The 13195-nt window shown below is 60.0% G+C and carries 12 protein-coding genes; 3 read left to right on the plus strand and 9 right to left on the minus strand.

Features of this window, described 5'->3' with window-relative positions; all coding sequences use genetic code 11:
* Positions 1–2 precede the first annotated feature (2 nt).
* The 3 genes from CQ002_RS13475 to CQ002_RS13485 all read left to right on the plus strand — a co-directional run bounded on the left by CQ002_RS13475 (position 3) and on the right by CQ002_RS13485 (position 5416).
* Complete coding sequence (locus CQ002_RS13475; protein WP_034109195.1) at positions 3–1100, plus strand: DUF1513 domain-containing protein; 1098 nt, start codon at positions 3–5, stop codon at positions 1098–1100.
* A gap of 146 nt (positions 1101–1246) precedes the next feature.
* Positions 1247–2377, plus strand: coding sequence for an efflux RND transporter periplasmic adaptor subunit (locus tag CQ002_RS13480; protein ID WP_069078242.1), 1131 nt, complete (start codon positions 1247–1249; stop codon positions 2375–2377).
* 3 nt (positions 2378–2380) lie between these two features.
* Positions 2381–5416, plus strand: a complete 3036-nt coding sequence (locus CQ002_RS13485; RefSeq protein ID WP_105162794.1) for a multidrug efflux RND transporter permease subunit — start codon at positions 2381–2383, stop codon at positions 5414–5416.
* Between the two features lie 156 nt (positions 5417–5572).
* On the opposite strand, the gene CQ002_RS13490 is transcribed toward CQ002_RS13485, so the two are convergent.
* The 9 genes from CQ002_RS13490 to CQ002_RS13530 form a co-directional block, all read right to left on the minus strand.
* On the minus strand, positions 5573–5800 hold the full coding sequence (locus tag CQ002_RS13490; protein ID WP_034109198.1) for a hypothetical protein: 228 nt from the start codon (positions 5798–5800) through the stop codon (positions 5573–5575).
* Complete coding sequence (locus tag CQ002_RS13495; RefSeq protein WP_034109199.1) at positions 5797–6516, minus strand: lipopolysaccharide kinase InaA family protein; 720 nt, start codon at positions 6514–6516, stop codon at positions 5797–5799. Before CQ002_RS13495 ends, CQ002_RS13490 begins: the two co-directional genes overlap by 4 nt.
* A gap of 4 nt (positions 6517–6520) precedes the next feature.
* Complete coding sequence (locus CQ002_RS13500) at positions 6521–7201, minus strand: class I SAM-dependent methyltransferase (protein WP_034109200.1); 681 nt, start codon at positions 7199–7201, stop codon at positions 6521–6523.
* Between the two features lie 187 nt (positions 7202–7388).
* The gene (locus tag CQ002_RS13505) at positions 7389–8669 is read right to left on the minus strand and encodes a HAMP domain-containing sensor histidine kinase (protein WP_069078240.1); all 1281 of its coding nucleotides are present in this window, start codon (positions 8667–8669) and stop codon (positions 7389–7391) included.
* Positions 8659–9342 carry a two-component system response regulator ColR gene (gene colR, locus CQ002_RS13510; protein WP_003175870.1) on the minus strand — a complete coding sequence of 228 codons (684 nt, stop codon included), beginning with the start codon at positions 9340–9342 and terminating at the stop codon, positions 8659–8661. The genes CQ002_RS13505 and colR overlap by 11 nt, the downstream gene beginning before the upstream one ends.
* Positions 9343–9607: 265 nt before the next feature.
* The gene (groL, locus tag CQ002_RS13515) at positions 9608–11254 is read right to left on the minus strand and encodes a chaperonin GroEL (RefSeq protein ID WP_034109202.1); all 1647 of its coding nucleotides are present in this window, start codon (positions 11252–11254) and stop codon (positions 9608–9610) included.
* A 50-nt stretch (positions 11255–11304) separates the two neighbouring features.
* On the minus strand, positions 11305–11601 hold the full coding sequence (groES, locus tag CQ002_RS13520; protein WP_003175874.1) for a co-chaperone GroES: 297 nt from the start codon (positions 11599–11601) through the stop codon (positions 11305–11307).
* 247 nt (positions 11602–11848) lie between these two features.
* Positions 11849–12325: an FxsA family protein gene (locus CQ002_RS13525; RefSeq protein ID WP_025854816.1), complete on the minus strand. Its 477-nt coding sequence runs from the start codon at positions 12323–12325 to the stop codon at positions 11849–11851.
* A 66-nt stretch (positions 12326–12391) separates the two neighbouring features.
* Positions 12392–13123 (minus strand): HugZ family protein, encoded by a 732-nt coding sequence (locus CQ002_RS13530; RefSeq protein WP_105162795.1) that lies wholly within the window; start codon positions 13121–13123, stop codon positions 12392–12394.
* Positions 13124–13195: the final 72 nt, after the last annotated feature.

Genomic DNA, 13195 nt, shown 5'->3' on the forward strand with positions numbered 1-13195 from the left:
TGATGCTCAGGCGACAGGCTTTGGCGGTTGGTAGCGTGCTGCTCAGCGCCCTCACATTGGGTGGCTGGACGCTGTTCAAAGGCAAAGACAAGGGGCCGCTGTTGCTGTCGGCGCGGGATGACGCGGACGGCAAGCACTACGCCGTGGGCTTTCGCCTGGATGGCAAGCAGGTGTTTGCCACCCAGGTCGGCCAGCGCTGCCACGACATCATCAACCACCCGACACTGCCGATCGCACTGTTTGTCGCCCGTCGCCCGGGCACCGAGAGTTACCTGATCGACCTGCGTGATGGCGCGCTGCTGCAAACCATCACCTCCAATGCCAATCGTCACTTCTATGGCCACGCGGTCATTCACAAGAGCGGCGACTGGCTGTACGCCACCGAAAACGACACGTCCGACCCCGGCCGTGGCCTGCTCGGCGTGTACAGGTTCGAAGGCGAGCGGCTGGTGCACAGCGGCGAAATCTCCACCCACGGTATCGGCCCGCACCAAGTGTCGTGGATGCCCGATGGCGAAACCCTGGTGGTGGCCAACGGCGGCATTCGCACCGAAGCCGAAAGCCGCGTGGAGATGAACCTCAACGCCATGGAACCGAGCCTGGTGCTGATGCACCGCGACGGCAGCCTGATCAGCAAGGAAACCCTCGGCCAGCAAATGAACAGCGTGCGCCACATGGGGATTGCCAATGATGGCACCATCCTCACCGGGCAGCAGTTCATGGGGCCGTCCCAAGAGCGTTCCGAATTGCTGGCGATCAAGCGGCCGGGACAACCGTTCGTGGCCTTCCCGGTGGCCGATGAGCAGTTGCAGGCCATGGGGCACTACACCGCCAGCGTTGCAGTGCACAGTGAACTGCGCCTGGTGGCGCTCACCGCACCGCGGGGCAACCGCTTCTTTATCTGGGACATGGACAGCGGTGCGCTGCGCCTGGATGGGCCGCTGCCGGACTGTGCGGGTGTGGGTGCCGTAGAGGATGGCTTTGTCGTGACGTCGGGCCAGGGTCGTTGCCGTTTCTACGATTGCCGCCAGAAACAACTGGTAGCAAAACCGTTGGAATTGCCCGCGGGGCTCTGGGACAACCATCTCCATCTGATCTGACGTGATGCCTTGTAGGCGTGCGGCTTGCAGGGCGCCTACAGGTCCGTTGCCTGCCAGGAATACCGTCTGGAATCCCCACTACACTCGGAGTAATGTTCCGGGCTTGTCTGTCTTCGTCTGCCCCAGTTTTTCCAAGGAATCGGAATATGCTGCGCCGTCGCATGCTGATCATGTTGGGTGTCGTCCTGCTCATTGTCCTGCTGCTGGGAGGCTATAAAGCCTTTTCCATCTATCAGCAGATTCAGGTGTTCTCTACACCCAAACCGCCGGTCAGCGTGGCCGTCGCGACGGCGGCTGAGCAGCCCTGGCAACTGCGCTTGCCTTCTGTGGGTACGCTCAAAGCGTTGCAAGGGGTCAACCTGAGCCTGGAGGTGGCCGGCACAGTCAAGGACGTGCAGTTCGAATCCGGGCAGAAGGTCAGGGCCGGGCAGCCCCTGGTGCAACTCGACAGCGCGGTGGAGAGCGCCCTGCTGGAAACCGCACAGGCCGATCTGGGCCTGGCCCAACTGGATTACGGTCGCGGCAGCCAACTGGTGGGTAGCCAGGCCATCTCCAAAGGCGAGTTCGACCGCCTCTCTGCGCAACTGCAAAAGAACAAGGCCACGGTCAATCAGCTCAAGGCCTCGCTGGCGAAAAAACACATCGTCGCGCCGTTCAGCGGCACCATCGGCATCCGCCAGGTGGACGTGGGTGACTACCTGGCCAGCGGCACAGTCATCGCCACCTTGCAGGACATCAGCAGCCTCTATGTCGACTTCTACATTCCCGAGCACGCGGTGCCGAAGGTCGCCCTCGGGCAGGCGGTACAGGTAGAAGTCTCGGCTTACCCTGGCGAGCAATTTCCCGGCAGCGTCAGCGCAATCAACCCCAAGGTCGAGAACAGCACACGTAATGTGCTGGTGCGCGCCACCCTGGCCAACCCGAATGGCAAGCTGTTGCCCGGCATGTTCACGAGCCTGGATGTGCTGCTGCCCAATCCCGCTCCGCAGATCGTGGTGCCCGAAGGTGCGATTACCTACACCCTCTACGGCAACTCGGTGTACGCCGTGGCCGAGAAAAAAACCGACGGCGGTGAAGTGGAAAAGGATGCCAGTGGCAAACCCGTGCTGATCGCCGAACGACGATTCGTCGAGACGGGTGAGCGACGCGGTGGCCTGGTGCTGGTGACCAAAGGCTTGAACGCCGGCGAGCAGGTGGTCAGCGCCGGCCAGTTGAAACTGGACAACGGCACGCCCATTGCCATCAGCCCGGACAAAAACCTGCCGGCAGGGCACTGAGCCATGAAGTTCACAGACGTGTTCATCCGCCGTCCGGTGCTGGCCATGGTGGTCAGCCTGCTGATCGTGCTGCTGGGCTTCCAGGCCTACAGCAAGCTACCGCTGCGCCAATACCCGAGCATGGAAAACGCCCTGATCACGGTGACCACCGCCTACCCCGGTGCGAATGCCGAGACCATCCAGGGCTATATCACCCAGCCCCTGCAGCAAAGCCTGGCCAGCGCCGAAGGCATCGACTACATGACCTCGGTGAGCCGCCAGAACTTCTCGGTGATCTCGATCTACGCGCGCATTGGCGCCAACAGCGACCGGCTGTTTACCGAGCTGCTGGCCAAGGCCAACGAGGTGAAGAACAAACTGCCGCAAGACGCCGAGGACCCGGTGCTGAGCAAAGAGGCTGCCGACGCCTCGGCGCTGATGTACATCAGCTTTTCCAGCGAGCAACTGAGCAACCCGCAGATCACCGACTATCTGTCTCGGGTGATCCAACCCAAGCTCGCCACCCTGCCCGGCATGGCCGAAGCGGAAATCCTCGGCAACCAGGTATTCGCCATGCGTATCTGGCTCGACCCGGTGAAACTCGCGGGGTTCGGCCTCAGCGCCAGCGACATCACCGACGCCGTGCGCCGCTACAACTTCCTTTCCGCCGCTGGCGAGGTCAAGGGCGAGTTCGTGGTCACCAGCATCAACGCCAACACCGACCTCAAGTCCGCAGAGGCCTTTGGCGCGATCACCGTCAAAACCGATGGCGACAGCCGCGTGCTGCTGCAAGACGTGGCGCGGGTCGAAATGGGCGCGGAGAACTACAACGCCATCAGCTCGTTTGGTGGGACGCCGTCGGTGTACATCGGCATCAAGGCCACCCCCAGTGCCAACCCACTGGATGTGATCAAGGAAGTGCGCAAGATCATGCCGGAACTGGAGTCCCAGCTGCCGCCCAACCTCAAGGCAGAAATTGCCTACGACGCCACGCTGTTTATCCAGGCGTCGATCAACGAGGTGGTCAAGACCCTGTTTGAAGCGGTGCTGATCGTGATCGTGGTGGTCTTCCTGTTCCTCGGCGCCCTGCGTTCGGTGGTGATTCCGGTGATCACCATCCCGCTGTCGATGATCGGCGTGCTGTTTTTCATGCAGTTGATGGGCTATTCGATCAATCTGCTGACCCTGCTGGCGATGGTCCTGGCCATCGGCCTGGTGGTGGACGATGCCATCGTGGTGGTGGAAAACATCCACCGGCATATCGAGGAAGGCAAGACGCCCCTGGATGCGGCGCTGGAAGGCGCGCGGGAGATTGCCTTGCCGGTGGTGTCGATGACCGTCACCCTGGCGGCGGTGTATGCCCCGATTGGTTTTCTCGAAGGGCTCACCGGTGCCTTGTTCAAGGAGTTCGCCCTGACCCTGGCCGGGGCGGTGATCATTTCCGGCATCGTCGCCCTGACGCTGTCGCCGATGATGTGCGCGGTGTTGTTACGCCACGATGAAAACCCTTCAGGCCTGTCACACCGCCTCGACCGGATGTTCGACAGCCTCAAGCGCCGCTACCAGCGCATGCTCCACGGCACCCTGAACACGCGGCCCGTGGTGATCGTGTTTGCACTGATCGTGCTGTGCCTGATCCCGCTGTTCCTCAAGTTCACCCAGACGCAGCTGGCGCCTGACGAAGACCAGGGCATCATCTTCATGATTGCCAGCGCACCGCAGCCCACTAACCTGGAGTACCTCAACACCTACACCGACGAGTTCATCCAGATCTTCAAAGCGTTTCCGGAGTACTACTCGTCGTTCCAGATCAACGGCTTCAACGGCGTGCAATCGGGCATCGGCGGTTTCCTGCTCAAGCCGTGGAACGAACGCGACCGCACCCAGATGCAAATCCTGCCCGAGGTGCAAAAGCGCCTGGAGCAGATTCCCGGCCTGCAGGTGTTCGGCTTCAACCTGCCCTCCTTGCCAGGCACGGGTGAAGGGTTGCCGTTCGGCTTTGTGATCAATACAGCCAACGATTATGAGTCGTTGCTCGAGGTGGCCAATCGCGTGAAAAAACGCGCGATGGAGTCGGGCAAGTTTGCCTTCGTCGATATCGACCTGGCGTTCGACAAGCCCGAAGTGGTGGTGGACATCGACCGCGCCAAGGCGGCGCAGATGGGCGTGTCGATGCAGGACCTCGGCGGCACCCTGGCAACCTTGCTGGCGGAGGCAGAAATCAACCGGTTCACCCTGGACGGGCGCAGCTACAAGGTGATTGCCCAGGTCGAGCGTGCCTACCGCGATAACCCAGAGTGGCTGAACAACTATTACGTGAAAAACGCCAAGGCGGAGTTGTTGCCACTCTCGACCCTGATAACCGTGACAGACCGCGCCCGCCCTCGGCAGTTGAACCAGTTCCAGCAACTCAACTCGGCGCTGATCTCGGGGTTTCCCATTGTCAGCATGGGCGAGGCCATCGACACCGTGCGCCAGATCGCCCTTGAAGAAACCCCGCCTGGCTATGCGTTCGACTACAGCGGCGCGTCCCGGCAATTCATCCAGGAAGGCACGGCGCTGTGGGTAACGTTTGGCCTGGCCCTGGCGATTATCTTCCTGGTGCTGGCGGCGCAGTTCGAGAGCTTCCGTGACCCACTGGTGATCCTGGTGACGGTGCCGTTGTCGATCTGTGGGGCGCTGATTCCGCTGTTCCTGAGTTGGTCGAGCATGAACATCTACACGCAGGTTGGTTTGGTGACGCTGATCGGCTTGATCAGCAAGCACGGGATCCTGATCGTGGAGTTCGCCAACCAGCTGCGCAAGGACAAGGGCCTGACGCCCCGCCAGGCGGTGGAAGAAGCTGCGGCGATTCGCCTGCGTCCGGTGCTGATGACGACCGCAGCGATGGTGTTCGGCATGGTGCCGCTGATTTTCGCAACGGGCGCGGGCGCGGTCAGCCGGTTCGATATCGGTATGGTGATTGCAACAGGGATGTCGATTGGAACCTTGTTCACCCTGTTTGTATTGCCCTGTGTTTATACGTTGCTGGCCAAGCCTGACAAACACATTCCGCTGTAGGCGCGAGGTCGTTAACGAAAACGCCGCGTATGCCGGTGGATTCATGTTCGCGAGCAACAACCCGGCGCGCCCTCGCGTGCATGCGTAAAACGCCATGTCCGGGCGCAAAAAAAGGGCCTCGCACTGCGAGGCCCTTTCATTTGGGTTTGAATCGTTTCAACTCTGCGGCCTCATGCCTTGAGACATGCCAAACATGAACAGCAACAGCTCATGATCAGGCTTGGCCGCCACACTCGCCTTGGCAACACGCGGCAACAGGCATTGCCCGCCACCCTGCGTTGCACTGAGGACCTGTGTGCGAGGCTGTTCCCAGGCCGCCAGCGCCAAGGCTGCAACGCCTAACGCCCCGACCAGGAACAAACCTCGTGCTATTTCTAGCTTCATCTGGTTAAACCCTTGATAGCGCTGCCAAACGCCGTCTCGTAAAAGTAGCTGAGTTTCTTCCAGTCGGTATCGTTCCACGACGAATGGCGGCGCAATTGCAGCATGTCATGGGACGCGGCCCGATAAGCGGTCAAGCGCTGACGGCATTTCTCGAAATCCAGCAACGCCACTTCCACGTTGGCCGCATCACCCTCACCCGTCACCCGCACGAAAATGTGCTTGATGTACAGGCAGCCGTGCTGCCAGCGGCCCTTGTGCATCCGCGCCAAGGTCGAGGCCAGCTCCTTGAGCAGACGCTCGTGCACCCCCTCGCCGTACTGCTCGCGGCCACCGGCGGCGTACCAGTTTTCGATTTCATCGAAACCATCAAGGGCGGCAGTGACCAACAGTGCCTTCCACTGATGCTCGGGGTCGCGGCGCGCCTCGCAAAACACCATTTCCGGAACACGCACATCCAACAGGCGCAGGCCCTTGATGGCATCGCGTTCGCGCAGCACAGTGGGACGACCGAAGGGGTGCAACCAACTGCGGTAGATATGCCCGGTCTGGCGCTTGCTGTAGAGCAAGCGGCCATTGGGCCCCATTATCCGTTGCACGCCACTTTCACCACCACGCCGACGGTTGGGCTCCTCGACCCACTCGCCCTGCTGGCGCCAGAAATAATCAAATCGCTCTTCGGGAGCTACGTGACTACCTGCTACGCACTCAACTGCCATCCTGTTACCTCTTGCGCAATACATACACTCGCCACATGGCGTAGAGCGGTATGAAGTCCAGGGACTCCTGAACACGAAAACCGGCTTCCTCGAATTCTGCTTCAACAGTAGCAGCCGGTAACACAAACCGGTTTTGGTAACCTTCCTGCTCACCTCTTTTACGACGTTTGACTTCGGCGCGCTTGCGTTTCCAGGCCTTGAAATTGCCATCTACCCACAGCGAAATGATCACGCTGTCGCGGGTAACACGCTGAAACTCCCGCAATATCGCCAGCCTGTGCGCCGGATCACCAATGTGGTGCATGAGGCGCATGCAAAAGATGCTGTCGACCGAGTTATCTGGCAAATCGATATCGAAGGCAGACGTTTGCAAGGGCCGTACCCGTTTCACCACGTCCGCCGGTTGCGCGATCGTCGCGACCTTCAACATCGACGCCGAATTGTCGGCACCGATAATCACGCGGTTAGGCTTTTCCGCCAGCAGCGGCCAGAAACGACCGGCACCGCATGGCAAGTCCAACACCAGCCCCGGCTCACCCGCCATGGCCAGCGCGCCGCGCGCCAATTGCTCGTCGCGTTTGTGGGACAGCCGGCGAGCCAGATTGTCCTGATGCTTGAGCAAATAATTTTGCGCGTGCTCGTCGTCGTACTTTTCGGAAAACTCAAGTTTGATCGGGGTAGACATCACTGATCTCCAGTTACTGATGCCTACAACCTTAAGCAGTGAACTGTGAGCAACTGGTCAACCAGGTGTGAAAAAGTTGTCCTGTCCAATCCCATACATTTCAAGACTTTACAGACACAGTTGATATCACGGGGCCATCTTCGCCGAATAACGGCGATCTCTGGCAGGATAGCGGCAGGGGTTGGCGTCAGGCGTTGACCTGACTCAATTGCACATGAAAGCGGCAGCCATTGGGCTCCATGGTACTGAGGCTCACGCTCCAGCCCTGGTTCTCGCAGATACGCTGCACCAGCGACAATCCCAGGCCCAGGCCTTCACCGCGCTTCTCGTTGCCGCGCACGAAAGGCTCGAACATCGCTTCGCGCTTGTCTTCAGGAATGCCTACGCCGGAGTCTTCCACCACGAAACCGCTGGGTTCCAAGGTGAGGCGGATAAACCCGTGTTCGGTGTAGTGCAAAGCATTGCGCAACAGGTTGCCCATTACCGCGTGCAGGAAGGTGGTGTTGTAGCGCGTGTCCAACGGGTTACCCGGTTGGTAGATCAGCTCCAGGCCTTTACGCTCGATTTGCTCACGCCAGATGCCGATTAAATCGTCGGCCACCTGCGGCAGCGTCACCTGGGGCGACATAGAAGCGTTGTCGTGTTCGGCACGGGCAAGCATCAGGAAGGTCTGCACCAGTTCGCGCATCTCTTCGCACGCCCGGGCGATACGCTGCACCTGGTTACGCCCGCGCTGGTCGATGGCAGGGTTTTCCAGCAACAGCTCGCAGGAGCTGGCCAGCACCATCAACGGCGTGCGCAATTCGTGGCTGACATCGCTGGTAAACATCTGCTCACGGGACAATGCCTGACGCAGGCGTCCCAGCGTGGCATCGAAGGCCACGGCCAACTCGCCCACTTCGTCCGCCGCGTAGTCCGGCGCCAAGGGCGGTGCCAGGCCCAGCAACTGGTCACGGTGACGTACCTGGCGGGCCAGGCGCACCACCGGCGCCATCACCTTGCGCGCCAGCACCCAGCCGAGGAACACCGCCAGCGCCAGGCTGAGTACGAAGCCCACCAGCACGACCGCAAACAGTACGCGCTCGCGCTCTTCGAAATCGCTCTGATCCTGCAGCAACACGTAGCGCCGGCCATCGATCACTTCGACCATGGCGTGGTACGACAACGCCTCGCGGAACACTTCATGAAAGCCGGGCTCAAGGTGGCGCAGGTCCTTGGGCAATTCGAAGTCGCCTGGCCCGCCGCTGAAATAAAACAGCTGGTCCGGCTCAGGCCGATGCCGCCAGTCCTCCATCGTGTCCATCAACAGCAGGCGCTGCAAATCACCACCCAGCCCGGCCGAGATCAACTTCTCTTCCACCAGGTGCACGGTGGCAACGATGCCCATGGCGAAGGCGCCCGCCACCAACGCACTCATCAAGGCAAAGGCGATGATGATCCGTTGAGCAAGGCTTTGCTTAAACTCCATCTCGACCCTCGGCCAAGCGATAACCGACGCCGTGCACCGTTTGCAGCAGGGGTTTGGCGAACGGTTTATCGATCACTTGGCGCAATTGGTGAACATGGCTGCGCAAGCTATCGCTGTCCGGGCAGTCGTCGCCCCACAGGGCTTCTTCAAGAATTTCGCGGCGCAGCACGTGCGGACTCTTCTGCATCAGCACCGCCAGCAGCTTAAGGCCGACCGGGTTGAGCTTGAGCAGGCGCCCTTCGCGGGTCACTTCCAGGGTGTCGAGGTCGTAGCTCAGGTCACCCACCTGCAGGGCACGGCGACCGCCACCCTGGGCACGGCGCAGCACGGCTTCGATGCGCGCGGCCAGCTCCGACAGGGCAAACGGTTTGAGCAGGTAATCATCCGCGCCGGACTTGAAGCCCTGCAGCCGGTCGTCCAACTGGTCACGGGCGGTGAGCATGATCACCGGCGTGTCACGGCGTGCGTCTTCGCGCAGGCGCTTGCACAGGGTGTAGCCATCGATGCCAGGCAGCATGATGTCGAGCACGATCAGGTCGTAGTGCTCGGTGGCCGCCAAGTGCAGGCCTGACAAACCGTCCTGCGCACAATCTACGGTATAGCCCTTCAAACCCAGGTAATCCGCCAGGTTGGCCAGAATATCGCGGTTGTCTTCAACCAATAAAATTCGCATGGGCAGTGTCTCCGTACGCGGTAACAGCCGTGTTGGCTCGCGCAGCTTAAGGCCAAGTGTGGCTTACGACTAGGGCAGTGGCGCGACTCTATAGGTTTTTTCAACCCATTCATTGGCTTCACGCGTTTTTCACTATCGCTTCACTCAGCGCCCACACAAAGGTTGTCAGGATAATGCCCCGTTATGCCTGGCAAAACCTGGGCATAAAAAAGCCCCGCCTGCATCACTGCAGGCGGGGCTTTTTCAGTACAGGGGTAAGGCTGGCTTACATCATGCCGCCCATGCCACCCATGCCGCCCATGTCTGGCATACCGCCGCCAGCCGAGCCTTCAGCCTTCGGCTTGTCAGCAATCGCCACTTCGGTGGTCAGCAACAGACCAGCGATAGAAGCGGCTGCTTGCAACGCCGAACGGGTCACTTTGGTTGGGTCCAGGATACCCATCTCAACCATGTCACCGTATTCGGAAGTGGCAGCGTTGTAACCGTAGTTACCTTTGCCGTTCTTCACTTCGTTGACCACAACACTTGGCTCGTCGCCGCTGTTGGAAGCGATCTGGCGCAGTGGGGATTCAACGGCGCGACGCAGAACAGCGATACCGACGTTCTGGTCAGCATTGTCGCCTTTGAGGTCAACCAAGGCTTCCAGGGCACGGATCAGTGCAACGCCACCGCCAGGTACCACGCCTTCTTCGACGGCTGCGCGGGTTGCGTGCAGGGCGTCTTCAACGCGGGCTTTCTTCTCTTTCATTTCAACTTCGGAACCAGCGCCAACCTTGATAACGGCTACGCCGCCGGACAGCTTGGCCAGGCGCTCTTGCAGTTTTTCACGGTCGTAGTCCGAGGAAGTCTCGGCAACCTGGGCGCGGATCTGGTTGATGCGCGACTGGATGTCGCCGTCAACGCCAGCACCGTCAACGATGATGGTGTTTTCCTTGGAGATGGTCACGCGCTTGGCGCTGCCCAGGTTTTCCAGGGTGGCGCTTTCCAGGCTCAGGCCGATCTCTTCGGAGATGACGGTACCGCCGGTCAATACGGCGATGTCCTGCAGCATGGCCTTGCGACGGTCGCCGAAGCCTGGAGCCTTGACGGCTGCGACTTTAACGATGCCACGCATGTTGTTCACAACCAAGGTCGCCAGGGCTTCGCCTTCAACGTCTTCGGAAACGATCAGCAGTGGGCGGCCGGCTTTGGCAACGGCTTCCAGGACTGGCAGCATTTCGCGGATGTTCGAGATCTTTTTGTCGACCAGCAGGATCAGCGGGCTTTCCAGCTCGGCAACCATGGTTTCTGGCTTGTTGACGAAGTACGGGGACAGGTAGCCGCGGTCGAACTGCATGCCTTCTACAACCGACAGTTCGTTTTCCAGGCCAGTGCCTTCTTCAACGGTGATCACGCCTTCTTTACCGACTTTTTCCATGGCTTCGGCAATGATGTCGCCGATGGAGCTGTCGGAGTTGGCGGAGATGGTGCCTACCTGAGCGATAGCCTTGGTGTCAGCGCATGGCTTGGACAGGTTTTTCAGCTCGGCAACAACGGCGATGGTCGCCTTGTCGATGCCGCGCTTGAGGTCCATCGGGTTCATGCCGGCAGCGACGGCTTTCAGGCCTTCGTTGACGATCGACTGAGCCAGGACGGTAGCCGTGGTGGTGCCGTCGCCTGCGTCATCGTTGGCACGGGAGGCAACGTCTTTGACCAGCTGCGCGCCCATGTTCTCGAAACGGTCTTCCAATTCGATTTCTTTGGCGACGGAAACGCCGTCCTTGGTGATGGTCGGAGCGCCGAAGCTCTTCTCGATGATCACGTTACGGCCTTTCGGGCCCAGGGTCGCTTTTACTGCGTCAGCCAGGATGTTGACACCGGTGAGCATTTTCTTGCGGGCGGAATCGCCGAATTTAACTTCTTTAGCAGCCATGATCGATATTCCTTAAATACTTTGTAGTAACGGGAAAATGAGCGGGGAAATCAGTCTTCCAGAACAGCGAGAATCTCGTTCTCAGCCATAACCAGCAGGTCTTCGCCGTCGACTTTCACAGTGTTGCTGCCGGAGTAAGGGCCGAATACAACCTTGTCACCGACTTTAACGGCCAGCGCACGCACATCACCGTTTTCCAGGGTCTTGCCTGGGCCTGCAGCGACGATCACACCGTGGTTGGCTTTTTCAGCAGCCGAACCTGGCAGAACGATACCGCCAGCGGTTTTCTTTTCTTCTTCGCTGCGACGGATTACGACGCGGTCGTGCAGAGGACGAAGCTTGCTCATTGTCGATCTCTCCTAATTGTGTTTTTCATCGGCCGGTGTCTGTACCGGCGGGTTGTATTCCGGCTGTGCCGGTCGCGCCTCGCCAAGCAAGACGCGGAAGTCTGTCTGGTGTCGCCACCAGAAACCTTGCGGTGACCGTTACATAAGGGCGCATAAGCTTATTACAAGGGGTCGGGGATGAATTTTTTTGCGTCCGTCGACCCATAAATGCAACACGGCACCCGAAGGTGCCGTGCCAGTGAAGCGGTTACTTGCTGTCGCGGTGTTCGAACTCACCCTCGATCACATCACCTTCGCGCCCCAACGGTTGGCGCGGAGCCGGGCCGCCACGGGGTTGCAGGTCGTCGGCGAACGCTCGCTGGCGGATCGCAGCCTCTTCGGCACGCTGGCGCATCTTGCCGGCGAGCAGCTTGCGGGTGACGGGCAGCAACATGACCAGGCCGACCACGTCGCTGATGAAGCCTGGCAGGATCAACAGGCCACCGGCCAAGGCCATCATCAGGCCTTCAAGCATGGTCTGGGCGGGCAGTTCGCCACGGTTCAGGCTTTCACGGGCACGCAGCGCCGTGGCCAGGCCGGCGACACGCAGCACCAGGACGCCGAGCATCGAGCCGAGAATAATCAGCAGCAGGGCTGGGAAAAACCCGATCGCACCGCTGACTTGAACGAATACGAACAGCTCCAACACCGGGAATAGCAGAAAGAGCAACAAAAAAGGGCGCATCAAATGGTTCCTCAACGCAAGAATGCCTTGCCAGTCCACCTTAGATGACGTCGCCATTTCGTGAATTCAAGCGTCAACGGCCTCTTTTTTCGGCCAGACCTCGGCGTGAGCCAATAAAACCAGGGCTTCGCGGACTTGTGTCGGCGTGTTGCAAGACTCTGCAAACGGCAACCAGTGCAGCGACTGTCCAATTCGCAGGTGCATGCCTTCACTGTCGATACCGGCCAGCTGCGCGGGCTCGGTGGCAGGTAGGCCGGCCAGTTCGACGTAGTGGGCAATGGCCTTGGTGTGATCGCTGTTCATGTGCTCGACCATGCTGCGTTCAGCCTTGCCGGCGAACGGGTTGGCCAGGGTCAATTGGTCCACCCAGTGAATCGCGCCGAAGCCACCGATGTAGCGATGACGCACCGGCTTGAGTACCCAGAAATCGAAGTCGTGGGCCTTGTGGTAGTTGGCCGAATCGGGGAAGTAGCGGTAATAACGCTCAGCCGCTGCCTCGATGGTATCGCCCTCTTGCAGTTTCTCGGCTTCGGCCAGGTACGTCAGGCGCCCAACGGCCTGCACGTCATCGGCCTCACGCTCACCCACGAGCAACGAGCACTTGGGGTCCTTTTGCAGGTTATGGGTATGTTGGGCAATACGGCTGATCAGGATCAGCGGGCGGCCCTGCTCGTCGAGGCAATACGGCACGACCGAACCGAAAGGGAAGCCAGGCATGGCTTTGGACAGTGTGGACAGCGCCCCACGGTATTCCTTGAGCAACAGCTCTCGGGCGTTCTTGGCAACCTGTGCGCTCAACGTTTGACTCCTCGGGTATTCAGCCCCCCATGGCCTATGGGAATGGCTCTCAACGCAAGGTAATCATTATCG

The organism is Pseudomonas sp. MYb13, assembly GCF_002980075.1.
GTDB lineage: Bacteria > Pseudomonadota > Gammaproteobacteria > Pseudomonadales > Pseudomonadaceae > Aquipseudomonas > Aquipseudomonas lurida.